This is a genomic window from Humibacter soli (genome assembly GCF_054779035.1).
Genome location: NZ_BAAGYX010000002.1, coordinates 790,652 through 809,341 on the forward strand (window position 1 = coordinate 790,652; position 18,690 = coordinate 809,341).

General features: G+C 67.1%; 16 protein-coding genes. 11 read left to right on the forward strand and 5 right to left on the reverse strand.

Annotated elements, in window-relative coordinates:
• Positions 1 to 11: 11 nt before the first annotated feature.
• The 3 genes from ACYVDN_RS16845 (at position 12) to ACYVDN_RS16855 (ending at position 2,995) form a co-directional block, all read left to right on the forward strand.
• Positions 12 to 935, forward strand: a complete 924-nt coding sequence (locus tag ACYVDN_RS16845; RefSeq protein WP_460573472.1) for a carbohydrate ABC transporter permease — start codon at positions 12 to 14, stop codon at positions 933 to 935.
• The gene (locus ACYVDN_RS16850) at positions 925 to 1,827 is read left to right on the forward strand and encodes a carbohydrate ABC transporter permease (RefSeq protein ID WP_460573474.1); all 903 of its coding nucleotides are present in this window, start codon (positions 925 to 927) and stop codon (positions 1,825 to 1,827) included. Before ACYVDN_RS16845 ends, ACYVDN_RS16850 begins: the two co-directional genes overlap by 11 nt.
• A gap of 100 nt (positions 1,828 to 1,927) precedes the next feature.
• Positions 1,928 to 2,995, forward strand: a complete 1,068-nt coding sequence (locus ACYVDN_RS16855) for a LacI family DNA-binding transcriptional regulator (RefSeq protein ID WP_460573476.1) — start codon at positions 1,928 to 1,930, stop codon at positions 2,993 to 2,995.
• 215 nt (positions 2,996 to 3,210) lie between these two features.
• Here the strand turns inward: ACYVDN_RS16855 and ACYVDN_RS16860 are convergent, their stop codons facing one another.
• Positions 3,211 to 4,203, reverse strand: coding sequence for a hypothetical protein (locus ACYVDN_RS16860; RefSeq protein WP_460573478.1), 993 nt, complete (start codon positions 4,201 to 4,203; stop codon positions 3,211 to 3,213).
• Positions 4,204 to 4,457: 254 nt separating this feature from the next.
• Positions 4,458 to 5,243 (reverse strand): ThuA domain-containing protein, encoded by a 786-nt coding sequence (locus ACYVDN_RS16865; RefSeq protein ID WP_460573480.1) that lies wholly within the window; start codon positions 5,241 to 5,243, stop codon positions 4,458 to 4,460.
• Between the two features lie 150 nt (positions 5,244 to 5,393).
• Here ACYVDN_RS16865 and ACYVDN_RS16870 point away from each other — a divergent pair, with 150 nt between their 5' ends.
• The 5 genes from ACYVDN_RS16870 (at position 5,394) to ACYVDN_RS16890 (ending at position 11,064) form a co-directional block, all read left to right on the forward strand.
• On the forward strand, positions 5,394 to 6,551 hold the full coding sequence (locus ACYVDN_RS16870; protein ID WP_460573544.1) for a Gfo/Idh/MocA family protein: 1,158 nt from the start codon (positions 5,394 to 5,396) through the stop codon (positions 6,549 to 6,551).
• A complete protein-coding gene (locus tag ACYVDN_RS16875) occupies positions 6,548 to 7,744 on the forward strand; it encodes a dihydrodipicolinate synthase family protein (protein WP_460573482.1) in 1,197 nt (398 codons plus the stop codon). Before ACYVDN_RS16870 ends, ACYVDN_RS16875 begins: the two co-directional genes overlap by 4 nt.
• A complete protein-coding gene (locus tag ACYVDN_RS16880; RefSeq protein ID WP_460573484.1) occupies positions 7,741 to 8,598 on the forward strand; it encodes a sugar phosphate isomerase/epimerase family protein in 858 nt (285 codons plus the stop codon). The genes ACYVDN_RS16875 and ACYVDN_RS16880 overlap by 4 nt, the downstream gene beginning before the upstream one ends.
• A gap of 277 nt (positions 8,599 to 8,875) precedes the next feature.
• Positions 8,876 to 10,000, forward strand: coding sequence for a glycerate kinase (locus ACYVDN_RS16885; protein WP_460573486.1), 1,125 nt, complete (start codon positions 8,876 to 8,878; stop codon positions 9,998 to 10,000).
• A 167-nt stretch (positions 10,001 to 10,167) separates the two neighbouring features.
• A complete protein-coding gene (locus tag ACYVDN_RS16890; RefSeq protein WP_460573488.1) occupies positions 10,168 to 11,064 on the forward strand; it encodes an LLM class flavin-dependent oxidoreductase in 897 nt (298 codons plus the stop codon).
• 160 nt (positions 11,065 to 11,224) lie between these two features.
• Here ACYVDN_RS16890 and ACYVDN_RS16895 read toward each other — a convergent pair whose 3' ends face one another.
• The 3 genes from ACYVDN_RS16895 to ACYVDN_RS16905 form a co-directional block, all read right to left on the reverse strand.
• Entirely contained in the window at positions 11,225 to 12,718 is a 1,494-nt protein-coding gene (locus ACYVDN_RS16895; RefSeq protein ID WP_460573490.1) for an FGGY family carbohydrate kinase, read from the reverse strand.
• Between the two features lie 226 nt (positions 12,719 to 12,944).
• Entirely contained in the window at positions 12,945 to 14,135 is a 1,191-nt protein-coding gene (gene xylA / locus ACYVDN_RS16900; RefSeq protein ID WP_460573492.1) for an apurinic/apyrimidinic endonuclease family protein, read from the reverse strand.
• 95 nt (positions 14,136 to 14,230) lie between these two features.
• Positions 14,231 to 15,334, reverse strand: coding sequence for a LacI family DNA-binding transcriptional regulator (locus tag ACYVDN_RS16905; RefSeq protein WP_460573494.1), 1,104 nt, complete (start codon positions 15,332 to 15,334; stop codon positions 14,231 to 14,233).
• Positions 15,335 to 15,544: 210 nt separating this feature from the next.
• Here ACYVDN_RS16905 and ACYVDN_RS16910 point away from each other — a divergent pair, with 210 nt between their 5' ends.
• The 3 genes from ACYVDN_RS16910 to ACYVDN_RS16920 all read left to right on the forward strand — a co-directional run bounded on the left by ACYVDN_RS16910 (position 15,545) and on the right by ACYVDN_RS16920 (position 18,667).
• A complete protein-coding gene (locus ACYVDN_RS16910; RefSeq protein ID WP_460573495.1) occupies positions 15,545 to 16,783 on the forward strand; it encodes a sugar ABC transporter substrate-binding protein in 1,239 nt (412 codons plus the stop codon).
• A gap of 67 nt (positions 16,784 to 16,850) precedes the next feature.
• Positions 16,851 to 17,804, forward strand: a complete 954-nt coding sequence (locus ACYVDN_RS16915) for a carbohydrate ABC transporter permease (protein WP_460573497.1) — start codon at positions 16,851 to 16,853, stop codon at positions 17,802 to 17,804.
• Positions 17,801 to 18,667 (forward strand): carbohydrate ABC transporter permease, encoded by an 867-nt coding sequence (locus ACYVDN_RS16920; RefSeq protein WP_460573499.1) that lies wholly within the window; start codon positions 17,801 to 17,803, stop codon positions 18,665 to 18,667. Before ACYVDN_RS16915 ends, ACYVDN_RS16920 begins: the two co-directional genes overlap by 4 nt.
• The last annotated feature ends 23 nt before the right edge of the window (positions 18,668 to 18,690 follow it).

The following is an 18,690-nucleotide window of genomic DNA, read 5'->3' on the forward strand; positions in this document are numbered from 1 at the left end:
AGGGGGCTCGCGTGAGCGTCTTCGAAGAACTGCGATCTGTCAGATCGTCGAGATCGACGAGCAAGCGAGACAACAAGGCGGCATTCTTCTTCTTGTTGCCGTGGCTTCTCGGTCTGATCGTGATCACGGCTGGTCCGATGATCGCTTCGATCTGGATCTCGTTGACGAACTACAACCTGATCCAGTCACCGCAATTCATCGGTGTGCAGAACTACATCCGCATGTTCAACGATCCTCGTCTGCTGAACTCGTTGCGGGTCACGTTCGAGTACGTGTTCGTGTCGGTGCCGATCCAGCTGATCCTGGCTCTCGCGTTGGCGTTGCTGCTCGACAGGGGTATGCGGGCGCTGCCGTTCTACCGCTCGGTGTTCTATCTGCCGTCGCTGCTGGGTGCGTCGGTCGCTGTTGCGATCCTGTGGCGGCAGATCTTCGGGCAGGACGGCCTGGTCAACCAGCTGCTGGGGCTGATCGGGTTCCACAACCTGCCGGGGTGGATCTCTGATCCGCAGTACGCGTTGGGCACGATCATCCTGCTGAACGTGTGGACGTTCGGTGCGCCGATGATCATCTTCCTGGCGGGTCTGCGGCAGATCCCCGACATGTACTACGAGGCAGCGCAGATCGACGGTGCTTCGCGGTGGCACAGGTTCTTCCACATCACGCTGCCGATGCTCAGCCCGATCATCTTCTTCAACATCATTCTTCAGCTGATCGGCGCCTTCCAGTCGTTCACCCAGGCGTTCGTCGTCTCGGGAGGAACGGGCGGACCGTCGGATTCGACCATGTTCTATTCGCTGTACCTGTATCAACAAGGCTTCAACCAGTTCGATATGGGATACGCCTCCGCGATGGCCTGGCTGCTGTTCATCATCATCGCGATCATCACGGCCGTGACGTTCGTCACCTCGAAGTATTGGGTGTTCTATGACAACTGAGACTGCAACCAGAGCACTGCTCGTTCCGGCGGGCCGTCAAGGACGCGAGAAGTCGCGGAGCGTTCGGCACTCGATCTGGCGTGTGTGCAAGCACATCATCATGATCGCTGCGGCCGTCATCATGATCTATCCGCTGTTGTGGATGGTCGTGTCATCGTTGCGTCCCAACAGCGAGATCTTCACGAACCCGTCGATCATCCCGGACAGCTTCGAGTGGCAGAACTACACGGCGGGCTGGAACGCGTTGTCGTCGCCGTTCGGCCTGTACCTGGGCAACTCGCTCATCATCGTGCTCGGCGCCGTGATCGGAAACCTGTTCGCGTGCTCCCTGGCCGCGTACGCGTTCGCCCGGCTCGAGTTCCGGTTCAAGCGGGTCGCGTTCACGATCATGCTGCTGACGATCATGCTGCCGTTCCAGGTGACGCTCGTTCCGCAGTACATCCTGTTCTCGTGGCTGCACATGCTGAACACGTTCTGGCCGCTGATCCTGCCGAAGATCCTGGGCACGGACTCGTTCTTCATCTTCCTGATGGTGCAGTTCATCCGAGGCATCCCGAGGGAGCTGGATGAGGCTGCGCGCATCGACGGATGTGGTCATCCGCGCATCTTCTTCCGCGTGATCCTGCCGCTGATGACGCCGGCGCTGGCGACGACGACGATCTTCACGTTCATCTGGATGTGGAACGAGTTCTTCGGCCCGATCGTCTACCTGACCCAGCCGCACACCTGGACGGTTCAGGTGGCACTCGGACAGTTCATCGACAACCAGACCGGCGGAAACTGGGGCCAGCTCTTCGCCATGTCGGTGCTCTCGCTGATACCCGTGTTCCTCGCCTTCCTCATCGGCCAACGCTTCCTCATCAGAGGAATCGCCACCACCGGCATCAAATAGCTCGTCGGCGGGTCGCGCCATTCACGGCGCGGCTCGCCGCGATGAGGAACAATCGTGAGCGGCGGCCCCGATGACTGCGCGGTCGCATCGAGGAGAGCGTATGGCTGTCGAGACGGGTTCTTCTGCGCGGCGCGAATCGAGCGGGTCGATGTCGACGCTGGCCGACGTCGCACGGCACGCGGGCGTTTCGCTGGCGACGGCGTCGAGGGCGCTGAATGGCAGCACGCGCAAGGTCAATCCAGAGCTCAGGATGCGCGTCGAGGAGTCGGCTCGTGAGCTGGGCTACACCGCGAACGTGCAGGCGCAGGCCGTCGCGCGAGGTACGAGCCGCGTCGTCGCGCTCGTGGTCGGCGACATCGCCGACCCCTACTTCTCCGCAGTGGCGGCGGGCGTCGTCGAAGCCGCCCACAGCCACCGACTCGTGGTGACGATGTCGGCGACGGGGACGCGGCCCGAGAGCGCTGTCGAGACCATCGGTGCGCTCAGGGGACAGCGGCCGACGGCGGTCATCCTCGTCGGCAGCCGCTACGTCGACAAGGTGGACGAAGCCCCGGTCGCAGCGGAGCTGCGCGCGGTTGAGCAACACGGCGGTCGTGTCGCCGTGATCGGTGGCCAGGCGGGTCCTTTCTTCCGCGCAGTCCCCGTACTCAACGCGGAGGGTGCCGGACGGCTCGCGGATGCCCTGGTCGAGCTCGGCTATCGGGACTTCGCGGTGATCGGCGGGCCCAAGGGCCTCATCACCCCTGCCGACAGGACGCGCGGCTTCCTCGAGGCGCTGGCCAAGCACGACATCCACCCGGCCCCCGGGGCCGTCATCACACGCGGCTTCTCGCGGCAGGCGGGGTACGACGACATGCTCGCGTTGCTGGATGCCGGCATCCGTCCCGAGTGCGTGTTCGCGGTGACCGACGTGATGGCCGTCGGCGCCATGACAGCGATGCGGGAGCGCGGGCTCACCCCCGGAGTCGACATCGGTGTTGCGGGCTTCGACGACATCGAGATGCTGCAGGATGTCGTGCCGTCGCTCACCACCGTCGCCCTGCCCCTGCGCGAGCTGGGCGAGCGCGCCCTGGAGCTCGCCCTCGCCGAGGATGCGGACGCCGACGCTGTCGGCGAACCTTTCGCCGGCGAGGTGCGCCTGCGCGACAGCACCCCGCCGCGCCGCTAGCGCCCACTGCCGCGTGCGTCGGCTGCCGCCGCACTGCCGCGTCGACCCACCACCATGTCGTCGAGCCACCGCTTTCTCGCCGACCCACCACCTTCTCGCCGACCCACCACCCAAACTGCGTCGACAAGTGGGTGGTTCGGCGAAAAGGTGGTGGTTCGGCGCCGAAGCCGTGGTGCGACAGCGTGGCGACCCACCCGATACGAGCTGGCAAGACCTCATCGGCCGGGGATCACGAAGCCGAATGCACGCAGCCGACGTGCCAGGGCGCCCGGACTCGCAGCGTCCTCGTCGCCCCAGCGCACCACGCGACGACCGGTCGTTCCGCGTATCCAGTCCTCGCGACGCTTCTCGTCCAGCACTACCTGCTCCAGGGTGCGTCCCGACCGCATCGCTTCGTCGAGGTACTTGCCCACGCCGTCGAATTCCCCGAAGGAGTCGAAGTCGTCGAGTGCGAAATCGGTCCAGTAGTCTCCGCCGTCCGGTGCGGGCACTCTCACCTGAGTCCTGACGTTGCGTACGCCGATTCGGTGCAGGTTCGTCCTGCTGGCGCTCTCACCGGGCAGTTGGGCACGGCCGTCCGCGAAGGCGATCACCCATCGCGCTTGACGGATACCTCTCTGTCCGCCCGCATTCGCAACCCGCTTCGCCATCGAGTCGCGCCAGACTCCGGCTCGCTCGTCGTCTTGCGTGTAGCGGTCGACCGCCGCCGCGCGCAGCGACGCGTCCGCGACCGAAACTGCTGCCTCCAGACCGAGCGTGCGGGCGAGATCGACGACAGTTCGTTCGACCGCCGTCACGCCGATCCCGCCGACCCGAGCTATGTCGCCGCTCGCGAGCCGACCTTCGTGCCGAAGAACATCAGGTGTGCTGCGAATGTGGCGCGGGCTCGCGACCAGCACTTCGACTCGCTTCGGCTTGTATCGGTACAGAGGCAACCCCTGAAGAACCGCGGCGGACGGTCCGGCGAACACGGGGTCCGATCCTCGGGCATCCTGGGCAACGGCGAGCACGTGCAACAGATGCCGACCTTCCGGCCACAGCTCGGCCCAGGCGGACTCCCGCACGAACCATCCGCGTCGGATGCGACGCAACGTGCCAGACCTAACCGCGATTTCGATCGCGCGCTCGGTCATCCCACGCAGCAGCAGGTCGTCGCGCGTCATCATCAGTGCAGCTGCATCGGCGATAGTGATGGCCTTCTTGCTCACACAGTGATCGTGTGTGAACGCCGGGTGCGCGCCCGCCGGTCTTCGTCGATCTGTGGAATACGGAATGGCCTGTGGATGAAGCACAGTGCGTCATCCCTCGCCTCCACCGAGCGCGGCACTTCCGCGACCCACCTGACGTCGTGACTTCCGCGACCCACCACCGAAGCGCCGAGCCACCACATTGTCCGCGCGGCCCGGGTGGTGGTTCGGCGGGCAGGTGGTGGTTCGGCGGGCAGGTGGTGGTTGGGGGCGGGCTACCGCAGGAGCCAGGCGGCGGCGTTCGCCACGATGGCGCGGTGCTCTGGCGCGTCGTACGAGGCGGCGTCGTGGCCGAGCGCGTCGTACACCACGCGGGAGGCGCCGTACTCGTGGGTCCAGAGCAGGGGGTGGCGCAGTCCCTCGTGCGCGTGCCACGCGAGCTGCGTCGCCCCGGGGGAGACGCGCATGGAGGTGTAGCGCTCGTCATCCACCTCGAAATCGTGGATGCCAGCCACGACGTCATGCGCATCGGTCGCGACTTCCACCTCGGCGCGCGAGTACGGCGGGTGCATCGTCGTGCCGCGTACCCAGAGGCCGCCGAGGATGGACTCCCATTCCGGCATATATCCGAAACTGGTGGACGACACGTGGAAGGCGAGCAGCGGCCGGCCGGACGCCAGGTAGGCGAGGAGGCCCCGGCGGGAGGCGGCGTCCGCCTCGGGATCCTCCCATGGACCGGTGATCTCGCCGGAGTCGTCGCGGATGACCGGCGCACCGACATTGACGACGAGGAGGTCGACGCCGTCGGCGCCGTCTCCATCGTCCGCGTCGGGTCGGGGTTCTCTGTCGCCGGCTGTGGACCGGGCCGGCTCGGGCTCCGGCTGCGCGGCCGGGGCGAACTGCACGAGCTCGGCGAGGCGGGCATCCACATCGCCGCTGATGGTCACGTCGTGCCCGGCATCCTCGAGGATTCCGGCGATGCGCTCCGACGTCTCCGCGAACGGATGCCACGGGTCGGCGTAGCGTCCCGACCCCGAGATGACGGTGATTCTGGCGGGCACGATGCTCCTTTGCTGTACACGCTCCATCGTGCCTGCTATTTTAGCGGGTAAGCGCTTTCCTGCGTGCACGTCGCTGCGACAGGTCACATCGCGAAGACCACTACCGATCGAAAGAGAACCACCGTGTCAGAGTCGACCATCGGCATCATCATGAACGGCGTCTCCGGACGCATGGGCTACCGTCAGCACCTCGTGCGGTCCATTCTCGCCATCCGAGAGCAGGGCGGTGTCGAACTCTCCGACGGCACCCGTGTGCAGGTCGAGCCGCTGCTGGTCGGCCGCAACGAGGCCAAGCTCGCCGAGCTCGCCGCACGACACGGCCTCGAGCACTACACGACCGATCTCGACGCGGCGCTGGCGGACGACCGCTGGCAGGTCTACGCCGACTTCCTGGTGACGAAGGCCCGGGCATCCGCCATCAAGAAGGCGATCGCCGCAGGCAAGGCCATCTACACCGAGAAGCCGACCGCCGAGTCGTTCGCCGAGGCCCTCGAGCTCGCCCGCCTCGCCGACGAGGCAGGCATCAAGAACGGTGTCGTGCACGACAAGCTCTACCTGCCCGGCCTGCGCAAGCTGCGCCGACTGATCGACTCGGGCTTCTTCGGTCGAATCCTCTCGGTGCGCGGCGAGTTCGGCTACTGGGTGTTCGAGGGCGACTGGATGCCCGCCCAGCGCCCCAGCTGGAACTACCGCACCGAAGACGGCGGCGGCATCATCGTCGACATGTTCCCGCACTGGAACTACGTGCTGGAGTACCTCTTCGGCCGCGTCGAGTCCGTCTATGCGCGCGCCGTCACCGAGATCCCCGAGCGCGTGGATGAGCAGGGCGACCTCTACAAGGCCACCGCAGACGATGCCGCATACGCCGTCTTCGACCTGGCGGGCGGCATCACCGCGCAGCTCAACTCGGGCTGGACCACGCGGGTGAACCGCGACGAGCTCGTCGAGTTCCAGGTGGATGGCACGCTCGGCAGCGCTGTCGTCGGCCTTTTCGGCTGCAAGATCCAGCCGCGCAACGCGACCCCGCGGCCGACGTGGAACCCCGACATCCCCGACACTCACGACTACGCAGCCGACTGGCACCAGGTGCCCGACACCGAGGTGTTCGAGAACGGCTTCAAGGTGCAGTGGGAGGAGTTCATCCGCCACGTCGCAGAGGACGCGCCGTTCCCGTACGACTTCCTCTCCGGCGCCCGCGGCGTGCTGATGGCCGAGAAGGGTCTCGAGTCCAACCGCACCGGCGCCCGCGTCGACGTGCCGGTCGTGACGCCGGAGAACCTCCGCGAGCTCGCCGGAGCGGTGCGATGACCGATTTCCTGCTGCTGGATGCCTCGGGAGGCGTGACCACCGAGCCGGTCGTCGAGCACGAGGCCACCCTCGTGCCGTCGTCGCCGCTGCGCTCACGCGTCGCGTATGCGGCAGCTCACGTCATCCCGAAGCCGTATGCCGAGAACGTGCCTGGAGAGCCGGCAGACCTCGACTGGGATGCCACTCTCGCGTTCCGGCATCACGTGTGGTCTCAGGGACTCGGGGTCGCGGATGCCATGGACACGGCCCAGCGCAACATGGGGCTCGACGCCGCAGCGACCCGCGAGCTGATCGCACGCAGCGCGCACGAGGCGGCATCCGTCGGCGGTGCGCTCGTGGTGGGCGTCAACACCGATCACGTCGACGACGAGGTCATCTCGCTCGACGCCGTGATCGACGCGTACGTGTCCCAGCTCGAGTTCACCGAGAACACGGGGGCCGGGGTCGTGCTGATGGCCTCCCGCCACCTGGCCAGGGCTGCGGAGTCCTCGGCGGACTACGAGCGCGTGTACGACGCCGTGCTCGCGAAGGCGAATGGGCCGGTCATCCTGCACTGGCTCGGCGAGGCGTTCGACCCGGCGCTGAAGGGCTACTTCGGGGGCCCGGGCGGCGATCTCACCGCGGCGACGGACACCATGCTGCGCATCATCGAGAACAACGCGAGCACGGTCTCCGGGGTCAAGATGAGCCTTCTTGATGCCGACGCCGAGATCGCCGTACGCGCTCGGCTTCCGCACACGGCGGCCATGTTCACCGGCGATGACTTCAACTATGTCGACCTGATCCGTGGCACGGACCCGCTCGGCTCGGAGGAGCCCGGCCACTTCTCCCACGCCCTGCTCGGCGCGTTCGCCGCGATCACACCCGTCGCGTCACGCGCCATCCGGGCGCTCGACGACGGCGACGCGGACGCCTACGAGCGCATCCTTCGCCCCACCGAAGCGCTCAGTCGCCAGGTGTTCGCGGCGCCGACCTTCTACTACAAGACCGGAGTCGCCTTCCTGAGCTGGCTCAACGGACACCAGCAGTCGTTCACCATGGTCGGTGGCCTCCACTCGGCGCGCAGCCTGCCGCATCTTTCGGAGATCGTGCGACTCGCGAACGGCTCCGGCGCACTGGAGCGTCCCGAGCTCGCGGCCGCGCGCTGGAACGGACTGCTCGCACTGAACGGCATCGTGGAGGCCGGCGCATGACGTCGCATCCGCGGTTCTCGCTGAACCAGGCGACGGTGAAGTACGCGTCGCTCGCCGAGGCGATCCAGACTGCCCAGGGGGCGGGCATCCCCGCGATCGGAACGTGGCGAGAGCCCGTCGCAGACATAGGACTGGATGTCGCCGCGCGCCTCATCGCCGATTCGGGTCTGCGTGTCTCGAGCCACTGCCGTGCGGGGTTCTTCACCGCGCATGATGGCCCCGACCGGGTCGCCTCGCTGGATGACAACCGTCGCGCGATCGACGAGACGGCAGCGCTCGCCGGGGCCGGAGCCCCCGGTTCGGCTGCTGTGCTCGTGCTCGTCGCGGGGGCACTGCCCACGGGAGACCGCGATCTCGTCGGGGCGCGTGAAAGGGTGCGCGACGCGCTCGGTGAGCTGGAGCCCTATGCGGCATCCGCCGGGGTGACGCTCGCGGTCGAAGCGCTGCATCCGATGTTCGCGGCCGACCGGTGCGTGGTGTCGACGCTCGGGCAGGCCATCGACCTCGCGGTCGAGGCCGGACCGACCGTCGGCGTCGTGGTCGACACGTACCACATCTGGTGGGACCCGGACGTTCTGGCGCAGATCGCCCGCGCCGGTGAGCTCGGCCGTATCGCGAGCTACCAGGTGTGCGACTGGCTCACCCCGCTGCCGGCCGACAACCTGCTCGGGCGGGGCATCCCGGGCGATGGGCACATCGACTTCGGTCCGATGACGCGCGCCGTCGTCGCGGCGGGCTACACCGGCGATATCGAGGCCGAGATCTTCAACGCGGATGTCTGGGCCCGCCCCTACCCCGAGGTCGCAGCCGCCACCGCAGACGCCTTCACTCGAGTGGTGGCTCCCTGGCTGTAGCCACCAAGTCGTCGCCACTTGGTGCGGGTTCGCTGAGATGCATTCCGCAGCAGGTGGCGACTACTTGCGTCGCGGAGCCGTCGGCCGCGACCGGCGCGCAACACAACCGAGGCGCCCACGAATGCATCGGCATAGAACTGCGCCTCCAAGTCGTCGCCACTTCATGCGGGTTCCGTGGGGTGCAATCCCCATGAAGTGGCGACCACTAGGCCCAGGCTGCTGGCCTGGGTCCGGTGGCATGACATGAGACGCTCCACGAATGGACCAGAGTAGAACCATGCGCGTCGTGATCGCCCCTGACTCCTTCAAAGGCTCGGCCTCCGCCGTCGAGGTCGCCAACGCGATCGCCGAAGGATGGCGCGAGGTGCGACCCGACGACGATCTCGTCGAGCTGCCGATGGCCGACGGGGGAGAAGGCACACTCGACGCCTTCGAGATCGCCGTCCCCGGTGCGCGTCGCATGCCCGTCACGGTCACCGGTCCGGATGGACGTCGGGTGCAGGCAACCTGGATGCTCCTGCCCGCCACCCCCGAACTACCAGGCGGCACAGGTGTCGTCGAACTCGCCGAGACCAGCGGCCTGCCCCTCATGCATCGACTCGACCCGATGTATTCGCACACGCTCGGCTTCGGGCAGGCCATCGCCGCTGCGCTCGACCAGGGCGTCTCGCGGCTCTTGCTCGGCATCGGTGGAAGCGCCTCGACGGATGGCGGGGGAGGCGTTCTCACTGCCCTCGGCGCTCGGCTCCTCGATGCCGACGGCATGTCGGTTCTGCTGGGCGGTGGCGCGCTGCCCGAGGTGGCATCCGTCGATCTCTTCAAGCTCCGCGCGTTGCCGGCCGCCGGGGCGCTCGTGCTCAGTGATGTGACGAACCCGCTGCTCGGGGCATCCGGTGCGGCGCACGTCTTCGGTGAGCAGAAGGGAGCGGATGCCCCACAACGCGACACCCTCGACGCCGCCCTCGCCAACTGGGCAGACGTGGTGGCCGCCGCCACCGTCGACGGGACCTCGCCCGTCGACCCTGCGACCCCTGGAGCCGGCGCAGCAGGGGGCACCGGGTTCGGCTTGCTCGCCTGGGGTGCGCAGCTGGCGTCCGGTGCATCCACCATCGCGGATGCGGTCGGCCTCGATGCCGCCATCGCCTCTGCGGATCTGGTGATCACCGGAGAGGGACGCTACGACGCGCAGACCGACTCCGGCAAGGCCCCGGCGATCGTCGCGGGTCGTGCGCAGCGCCTCGGGGTCGCGGCCGCCGTCGTCGCGGGATCCCTGGCGGTCGAGCCGCGCGGCTTCGCGGCCTCCGCCTCGCTCACCGAGCTCGCGGGCGACGTCTCCGCCGCCATCGCGGACCCCCTGAACTGGCTTCGTGGGGCCGGCCGCACCCTCGCCGCCCGCTACTGAGTTCTGCTCTCCCACCATGTGCTGAGAATCGGAGATTCACCCCGACACGCCGCGGCAGGAGGTCTGCGTTCGGTGTGTCGCCGCAAATCCCCGATTTCCGGCACCTGCCCGGAACGGGTGGTGGGAGTGCGGTGGGAGGTGTCGGCGGGTCGTGGCAGAGTCGGACCATGACCAGCGTCGGCGCCATCTTCAGCCCGTATCCGTACCCACCGGAGGCCCTGCCAGAAGCGGCGCTCGCCGCGGAACGTGCCGGCCTCAACGACCTGTGGCTGTGGGAGGACTGCTTCCGCGAGTCGGCGTTCGCTGCGGCATCCGCTGCGCTCGCCGTCACGTCGACCCTGAAGATCGGAATCGGAATCTCCCCGATGCCACTCCGCAACGTCGCCGTCACCGCGATGGAGATCGCCACGATCGCGCGCATCTTCCCCGGCAGGCTGCTGCCCGGTGTCGGGCACGGAGTGCAGTCATGGATGTCGAAGGTCGGCGCCCGCGTCGCCTCACCCCTCACCTTGATGCGCGAGTACGTCCCGGCGCTGCGCGGCCTGTTGGCCGGCGACGAGGTCACCATGGACGGCCGCTACGTGACGCTCGACGCGGTGCGCCTGGACTGGCCGCCGGCTGCGGTGCCCAGGGTGTATGCGGCCGCTGAGGGCCCGAAGACGCTCCGTCTCAGCGGTGCGGTCGCCGACGGCACGGTGCTCGACAGCCGGTACACCGTGGACCAGATCGCGCACTCCGCGTCGGAGGTGCGCGCGGGCCGCGCAGAGGCCGGGCGAGGGGAAGCCGACCTGGGCCCCGGCGAAGGAGGACGCCACGACATCGTCGCCTACGTGATGGCGGCGTTCGGCGACGGCGGCGTCGAACGTCTCGCGGCAGACTGGGGCGGGACGGTGCCGACCGATGTCGAGCAGCGTGTCGTCACGGGCACGGTGGCCGAGGTGGCGGCGGGGGTTCGACGCTTCGCCGACGCGGGCGTGGACAGGGTCATCCTGCTCCCGCCACGCGACGAGCCCGACCTCGCGGCATACTTCTCCCGGGTCGGGGAGGTCGCGGCAGCTCTCTGACCCTCCGCTGGTCGACTAGCGCCGCCGCAGGCGACGCATATCGAGACCGGGGCACAGGACGGCAACAAAAGTCTCGATACGCGTTCCGCTGCGCGACGCGCTACGCGACCAGCGGATTCGACGCCGGCGTCTCGGCGGCGAGTGCGCACCGCCCCCGGCGTCAGCTCCCTGCTGCGGCCAGCGCTGCGTAGCGCGCGTATTGCTCGCGGATGACGGGCCGGTGGTCCTGCCCGGGCGCGGCCACCACATCGAGCGGCCACTCGGGTCGCGATCCGGTGAGCACCCATGCCGCCTGCACGGCCGCGCCGTTCGCGACGTACTCGCCAGGGGCCGGAACCACGACGGGGGCGTCGAAGACCTGCGCTGCAACCGCCTGGACAGCGGGGTTGAGCGCGGCGCCTCCGACCAGGAGCAAGCGCTGCTCGCGCACGCCGACTGCACGCACGGCATCCAGTCCGGCGGCGAGGCCGCTGAGCATGCCCTCGACAGCGGCACGTGCCACGTTCTCCCTGCGTGCAGAGGCGATGGACATGCCGTGCAGGCTCGCCCTCGCGTTGGGCAGATTCGGGGTGCGCTCGCCTTCGAAGTAGGGAACCAGCACGACGCCGTCCGAGCCGGCCTGCGCCCGGAGCGCGAGCGTGGCGAGGTCGTCGAAGTCGACGTCGAGCAGGTCGGCGATCGAGCCGAGCACGCGGGCGGCGTTGAGAGTCGCGACGAGGGGGAGGAACCGACCAGAGGCATCCGCGAATCCGGCGACAGCGCCGGTCGTGTCGTTCGACGGTGCATCCGTGACTGCGAAGACCGTGCCGCTGGTGCCGAGCGAGATGACCACGTCGCCGGATGCCGCGCCCAGTCCGAGCGCGGCCCCCGCGTTGTCGCCTGCGCCAGGTCCGACGATGACGCCGGCCGGAACGCGGACCGTTCCGCTCTGCTCGACGGTCGGGCCGGCCGAATCGGCGGGGCCGAGGACCCGCGGCAGCACGACCGCGTCACCTGCATCTTCCGACGCGCTGTCGACTCCGCGCGCCTCGCGGCCCGGGCGGCCGAGCGCGAGCTCGAAGAGCCCCAAGTCGTAGCCGTTGTCGGACGGCGACCAATAGGCGGTGCCAGACGCATCCGAGCGGTCGGTCACGAGCGCGTCGAGCTGCGGCCCGAGCGGCGACTCGTCTGCGGGCCCATAGCCGAGCAGGCGCCAGGTGAGCCAATCGTGCGGAAGCGCGACGGCGGCGACCCTGTTCGCGTTCTGCGGCTCGGCATCCCGCAGCCAGCGCGCCTTCGTCGCGGTGAAGGACGCGACCGGAACTGAGCCGGACCTCCGTGCATACTCAGCGGCGCCGACTTCGTCGGTGAGCGCTGTTGCCGCGTCGGCGCTCCGCGTGTCGTTCCACAGCAGGGCGTCGCGGATGACCCGCCCCTCGGCATTCAGCGCGACCATGCCGTGCTGCTGTCCGCCGATCGAGATCGCCGCGACGTCGTCGAGACCGCCCGCTTCGGCGATGGCCACGCCGAGTGCGGTCCACCACGCGGCGGGGTCGACAGAGGTGCCATCCGGGTGGCCTGCTCTGCCGGAGCGAACGAGCCGACCGGACTCGAGGTCGCGGATGACGACCTTGCAGCTCTGCGTCGACGAGTCGACGCCCGCGATGAGTGTCATACGAGGTTCCTTCCGGGGGCCTGGGCTACACAATCATGCGCATAACTCCTGCAGTTCGTGTGGCCGGTGGTCTCAGATGTGCGAGATTCTGCGGCGCATGTCGGTGAGGACCGACGATCTGCAGGAGTTATGCGCAGTGCAATGGGGTAAGCGGAGTGGGTAGGGAGTGGGTAAGCGGGTGAGGAGCACGGGGTGGGAGGCGAAGATCGCCTCCCACCCCGGTGGATCAGCGAGCGCCGAGCAGGTGCTCGGTGGCGAGCTGCTGCAGGCGAACGAAGCCGTAGCCCTTGCCGCCGAAGTACTCGTCGGTGTTGAAGTCCTCGAACGCCGAGCGGTCGGCGAGCAGGGCGTCGTAGCTCTCGCCGTCGTTCAGCGTGGGCTGAGCGAGCTCGGCGACGCGGGACGCCTCGAGGGCTTCCTGCACCTCGGGGTCGGCGCGGAACGCTGCCGCGCGCTCCTTGAGCAGCAGGTACGTGCGCATGTTGGCAGCAGCGGAGTCCCAGACGCCGTTGATGTCCTCGGTGCGCGACGGCTTGTAGTCGAAGTGACGGGGGCCGTCGTACGCCTGACCGCCGTTCGGGCCGCCGTTCTCGAGCAGGTCGACGAGTGCGAACGCGTTGTGCAGGTCGCCGTGGCCGAACGCGAGGTCCTGGTCGTACTTGATCGAGCGCTGGCCGTTCAGGTCGATGTGGAACAGCTTGCCGTGGTACAGCGCCTGGGCGATGCCGGCGGCGAAGTTGAGGCCGGCCATGGTCTCGTGGCCCACCTCGGGGTTGAGGCCGACCATCTCGGGGTGCTCGAGTGAGTCGATGAACGCCAGGGCGTGACCGAGCGTCGGCAGCAGGATGTCACCACGCGGCTCGTTCGGCTTCGGCTCGATGGCGAAGCGGATGTCGTAGCCCTTGTCGATCACGTACTCCGACATCAGGTTGACGGCCTCGCGGTAGCGCTCGAGTGCCGACCGGATGTCCTTGGCAGGGTCGTACTCGGCACCCTCACGGCCACCCCACATCACGAAGGTCTTCGCGCCGAGCTCCGCGCCCAGCTCGAGCTGGCGCAGCGCCTTGCGGATCGCGAAGCGACGAACGCCGCGGTCGTTGGAGGTGAAGCCGCCGTCCTTGAACACCGGAGCCGAGAACAGATTCGTGGTGACCATCGGGATGATCAGGCCGGTGTCGGCCAGTGCCTGCTTGAGGCGGTCGATCTGCTTCTGACGCTCGGCGTCGGTGGAGCCGAAGGCGAACAGGTCGTCGTCGTGGAACGTGAGGCCGTATGCACCCAGCTCACTGAGCTTCTCGACCGCCTCGACGACGTCGAGCTGCGGGCGGGTGGGGCCACCGAACGGGTCGGTGCCGTTGTAGCCGATGGTCCAGAGACCGAACGAGAACTTGTCTTCTCGAGTGGGCATGACTGCCATGGAAGCATCCTTCAGCGTCGTTGGTGAGTATTTGTTGTGCGGCCAAACATATCAGACATCGGATGTCGCGTACAGCGCCAGAAATGTCGTCGAGGTCATGCCGTCGCGGTGTCGAGGATCGGATGTCGCACCGGCGCCGGCCCGATCGATCCGCCGTCCTCGCGCAGCCTGCACGCGATGCGAACCTGCGTCGGCGGGCCGTCCCGTCCCTCTAGGCGCGCGATGAGTGCTTCGGCCGCGCGCCGACCGAGCTCGTTCCCCGGGGCGTCGTAGATGCTGAGCGGTGGATCCAACAGCTCACCCAGCGTCATGGGGGAGGCGATCGTCGTGATCGAGATGTCCCGTGGAATCTCCATGCCCTTGCGCTTGACCCCGTTGAACAGCGCGAACGTGGCCTCGTCGTGCATCGAGATGACGGCGGTGGTGTCCGGCGCCTCGGCGAGCACACGATCGGCGATCGCCGAGATCGGCCCTGGCTCGTGCGGAACGCGGAAGACGGTGCCCTTCAATCCTCGCGCGGCGAGTTCGGAGTGGAACGTCTCCTCGGTACGCAGAGGGGGAGCATAGCCGGCAAGCGGGGTTCCTCTGAGGTCTTCGATCACGAGGCTGAAGTCGCGGTGGCCGAGTCCGGCGAGATGGTCGATGGCGAGCCGGGTGGAGACCTCGAAGTCGATGTCGGCGTAGTCGATGCCGGTCAGGTCCCTGGTGCGGCCGATCAGGGCGAACGGTGCGTTCGCCTCCTTCAGATGCCTGACGCGCTCATCCTCGAACTGTACCTCCATGAGGAGCACTCCGTCTGCGAACCCCGCCTGGATCAGCGACGTGATCTCGTTCGTGACGTCGTCGCTGTGCAACGGCCACAGCACGAGGCTGTAGCCGTGCTCCTTGGCTGCCGTCACTGCGGCATCCACGAACGTGTACTGGTTGCGGTGCCCGAGCAGCGGGTAGATGAGGGCGAGAACGTGAGACTTGCGGCTCGCGAGTGCCCTTGCCATCGTGTTGCGCCGGTAGCCGAGTTCGTCGATGGCGCGTAGCACGCGCTCGCGGGTGGCGCGGGTGACGGGCTTGGTGTCGTTGACCACGAACGACACGGTGGAGATGGACACGTTGGCGCGGTCCGCCACCTGCTGCATCGTGACCACGGGACGCCTCTTCTCTGCCCTGATGCCCTGCACGCTCCCCATGGGTGCCTCGGGCACTTGTGCTTCGGGCCAGTATCGCATTCCCGTAACGGAAATCGGTAAAGCGCTTGACTTTTTGTTCGAAGCGCGCACAGAATGCCTGTCAAGCACTTGCCGGAGCTCACCGAAGATCTCGCGGTCTTCTTTTTTCGCCTTCCGGTCAAGCGCTTGACCTTGCTGTCTTCCGACGGCGATCACATTCTGGTGACGAAGCAAAGGAGCTCTTTCGTGAAGAAGTCACGCATCATCGCGGTGCTGGCGGGAGCCGCAGCGATCTCGCTGTCGCTGGCTGCCTGTTCCTCGGGTTCGAACGGCTCGAACACCTCTGGCGGGAAGCAGGCGCTGACCATCGAGGACTACTACACCTCCGATCCGGGCATGTCCGGATTCGACAACATGTACAAGCAGTGCGGCGCCGAGGCCAACGCCACTGTGAAGTCGGTGCACATCGCGGGAGCATCGCTGATCTCGAAGGTGCTGCAGCAGGCGTCGTCGAAGACGCTGCCCGACGTGCTCATGCTCGACAACCCCGACGTGCAGCAGATCGCGGCGACCGGCGCTCTCGCGCCGCTGAAGAACTTCGGCGTCTCGGCACCGTCGGGTGACGTGCCCTCCGTGGTCAAAGCCGGCACCTACAAGGGCGAGCTCTACGGTCTCGCCCCCGTGATCAACTCGATCGCTCTGTACTACAACACCGATCTGCTGAAGGCCGCCGGTGTCACACCCCCGAAGACCTGGGACGAGCTGCAGGCCGCAGCGAAGAAGCTCACCGATCCCAGCAAGGGTCAGTACGGCTTCGCGATGAGCAACATCAACACCTACGAGGGCACCTGGCAGTTCCTTCCGTTCTTCTGGACGAACGGCGGCAACGAGAAGAACATCGACACCGCTAAGGCTGCTCAGGCGCTGCAGTTCGACGTCGACCTGCAGAACGACGGCTCGATGTCGAAGAGCTCCGTGAACTGGAGCCAGCAGGATGTCAACAACCAGTTCGTCGCAGGCAAGGCGGCCATGATGATCAACGGGCCGTGGCAGCTGCCCGTGCTCAACTCGACCAAGGGCCTCCACTTCGACAGCGTTCCGATTCCGGTGCGCGACAGCTCGCAGCAGGTCGTCTCCCCGCTCGGTGGTGAGACCTTCAACGTGACGAACACGGGTGACAAGGCCAAGATGACCGCCGCCGCGAAGCTGGTCGAGTGCCTGAACAAGCCGGCCAACCAGCTGAAGATCGCTGCGTTCTCGGGCAACGTCCCCGCCGACCAGGCATCGGCTGCGACGTGGGCGAAGTCGCACCCGCAGGTGCAGTCGTTCGTCGAGACGGTGAAGACCGCTCGTGCCCGCACCGCGGAGCTCGGACCGAAGTGGCCGACGGCCGCGACGGCGATCTACACGGCGGTGCAGAACGCGCTGACCGGCAAGGCATCCCCGTCCGCTGCCCTGCAGCAGGCGCAGACGCAGAACAAGTAGACCGGTAGCCGGGCGGGCATGAGCGCTTCATGCCCGCCCGGCATTTTCGACCGCAAAGGAGCGTGACATGACTTCAGTCGATGCCGGCCTCGATCGCGCTACCGCGCGAACGACGCGCGGTAGCGGCACGCCACGGCGCAAACGGCACGTGGCCCGCTATTTCACCCGGTGGCTTTTCGTAGCCCCGGCCATCCTGTTCGTCCTGATCTTCTTCGGCTACCCGATCGTCGAGAACGTGATCATGTCGCTGCAGGACTACACGACGACCACGTTCTACACCGGCGTCGCCCCCTGGGTCGGGTTCCAGAACTACGCCGAGGTGTTCAGCAACCCGATCTTCGCGACGACGGTCATCAACACGGCCCTCTTCACGATCGGGTCGATCGTGTTCCAGTTCGTGATCGGGCTGGGCCTTGCACTGTTCTTCAAGCGGCACTTCCCGCTCAGCGGGTTCCTGCGCTCGCTGCTGCTGCTCCCGTGGCTGCTTCCGCTCATCGCCTCCGCGGCGGTCTGGAAGTGGATCCTCGACCAGGGCAGCGGAGCGCTGAACCAGTTCCTCGCGATCTTCGGGGTGCAGCCGGTTCCGTGGCTGGTCAGCCCGAGCCTCGCGCTGATCTCGGTCATCGGGGTGAACATCTGGCTGGGCATCCCGTTCAACACGACCATTCTCTACAGCGGTCTTCAGGCCGTGCCCGATGAGCTGTACGAAGCGGCATCCCTCGACGGTGCGACCGGGTGGAAGGCGTTCTGGCACATCACGTGGCCGAGCATCCGCTCGGTGGTGAGCGTGGTCATCGTGCTCGGGGTCGTCTATACGCTCAAGGTCGTCGACATCATCCTGGGTCTCACCGGCGGCGGGCCGGCGAACTCGACGCAGACGCTCGCCACCTGGGCCTACCAGAACTCCTTCGTGCAGTTCCTGTTCGGGCAGGGTGCCGCGATCAGCAACGTGCTGATCGTGATCTCGCTGGTGTTCGCCCTCGTTTATCTCTACATGAACCGCAAGGGGGTCGACGAATGACCGCGACACAGGCGATGGTGCTGCCAGGCACGAAGAGCACGAAGGAACAGCGGCGCAAGCACGCCCGCAAGTGGCCGATGACGGTGCTCGGCATCATCTTCCTCGCCATCATGGTGTTCCCGATCTACTGGATGATCAACAGCAGCCTGCAAGGCAACTCGGGTGCGGCGAACACCGAATGGTTCCCGTTCCACCCGACGTTCGCGGGCTACCAGACCGCGCTCGCGCAGCAGCTGCCCAACCTCGCAACGAGCCTGATCGTCTCGCTGAGCTCGGTCGTGCTGACCCTGATCGTCGCGACCCCTGCGGCGTACGGACTCGCCCGGTTCAAGATGCGCGGGATGACGGTGTTCGTGTTCGTGCTGCTGATCACACAGATGATCCCGGTCATCGTGATCGCGAACGCCCTGTACGCGCTGTTCAACAACTGGGGGCTGCTCAACTCGTACCTCGGCCTGATCCTGGCCGACAGTGCTGCGCAGATCCCGTTTGCGATCATCCTGATGCGCGCGTTCATGGTGTCGGTACCGCACACCCTCGTCGAGGCCGCGCTGGTGGACGGCGCGAACAACTTCAGGGCCTTCATCTCGATCATCGTGCCGATCAGCAAGAACGCGATCATCACGGCCGCACTCTTCACGTTCCTCGGAGCGTGGGGTGACTTCCTGTTCGCGTTGACCCTGACGAGCACGCCCGCCGTGCGACCGATCACGCTCGGTATCTACAACTACCTGGGCGCCAACGTCTCCCAGTGGGGGCCGGTGATGGCAACCGCGGTGATGGCGTCGATCCCTGCCGGAATCCTGCTGATCATCGCTCAGCGGTACATTGCCGCTGGCGCGCTCGGCGGCGCTATCAAGTGACCTGAGCGGCGACAGCCGCCGGA

Excerpts from the sequence above, each read along its gene's own strand:
- ACYVDN_RS16855 (WP_460573476.1), top strand. The coding sequence starts at position 1,928 with ATGGCTGTCGAGACGGGTTCTTCTGCGCGGCGCGAATCGAGCGGGTCG.
- ACYVDN_RS16890 (WP_460573488.1), top strand. The coding sequence starts at position 10,168 with ATGACCAGCGTCGGCGCCATCTTCAGCCCGTATCCGTACCCACCGGAG.
- ACYVDN_RS16885 (WP_460573486.1), top strand. The coding sequence starts at position 8,876 with ATGCGCGTCGTGATCGCCCCTGACTCCTTCAAAGGCTCGGCCTCCGCC.
- ACYVDN_RS16850 (WP_460573474.1), top strand. The coding sequence starts at position 925 with ATGACAACTGAGACTGCAACCAGAGCACTGCTCGTTCCGGCGGGCCGT.
- xylA (WP_460573492.1), bottom strand. The coding sequence starts at position 14,135 with ATGGCAGTCATGCCCACTCGAGAAGACAAGTTCTCGTTCGGTCTCTGG.
- ACYVDN_RS16915 (WP_460573497.1), top strand. The coding sequence starts at position 16,851 with ATGACTTCAGTCGATGCCGGCCTCGATCGCGCTACCGCGCGAACGACG.
- ACYVDN_RS16920 (WP_460573499.1), top strand. The coding sequence starts at position 17,801 with ATGACCGCGACACAGGCGATGGTGCTGCCAGGCACGAAGAGCACGAAG.
- ACYVDN_RS16895 (WP_460573490.1), bottom strand. The coding sequence starts at position 12,718 with ATGACACTCATCGCGGGCGTCGACTCGTCGACGCAGAGCTGCAAGGTC.
- ACYVDN_RS16875 (WP_460573482.1), top strand. The coding sequence starts at position 6,548 with ATGACCGATTTCCTGCTGCTGGATGCCTCGGGAGGCGTGACCACCGAG.
- ACYVDN_RS16870 (WP_460573544.1), top strand. The coding sequence starts at position 5,394 with ATGAACGGCGTCTCCGGACGCATGGGCTACCGTCAGCACCTCGTGCGG.
- ACYVDN_RS16880 (WP_460573484.1), top strand. The coding sequence starts at position 7,741 with ATGACGTCGCATCCGCGGTTCTCGCTGAACCAGGCGACGGTGAAGTAC.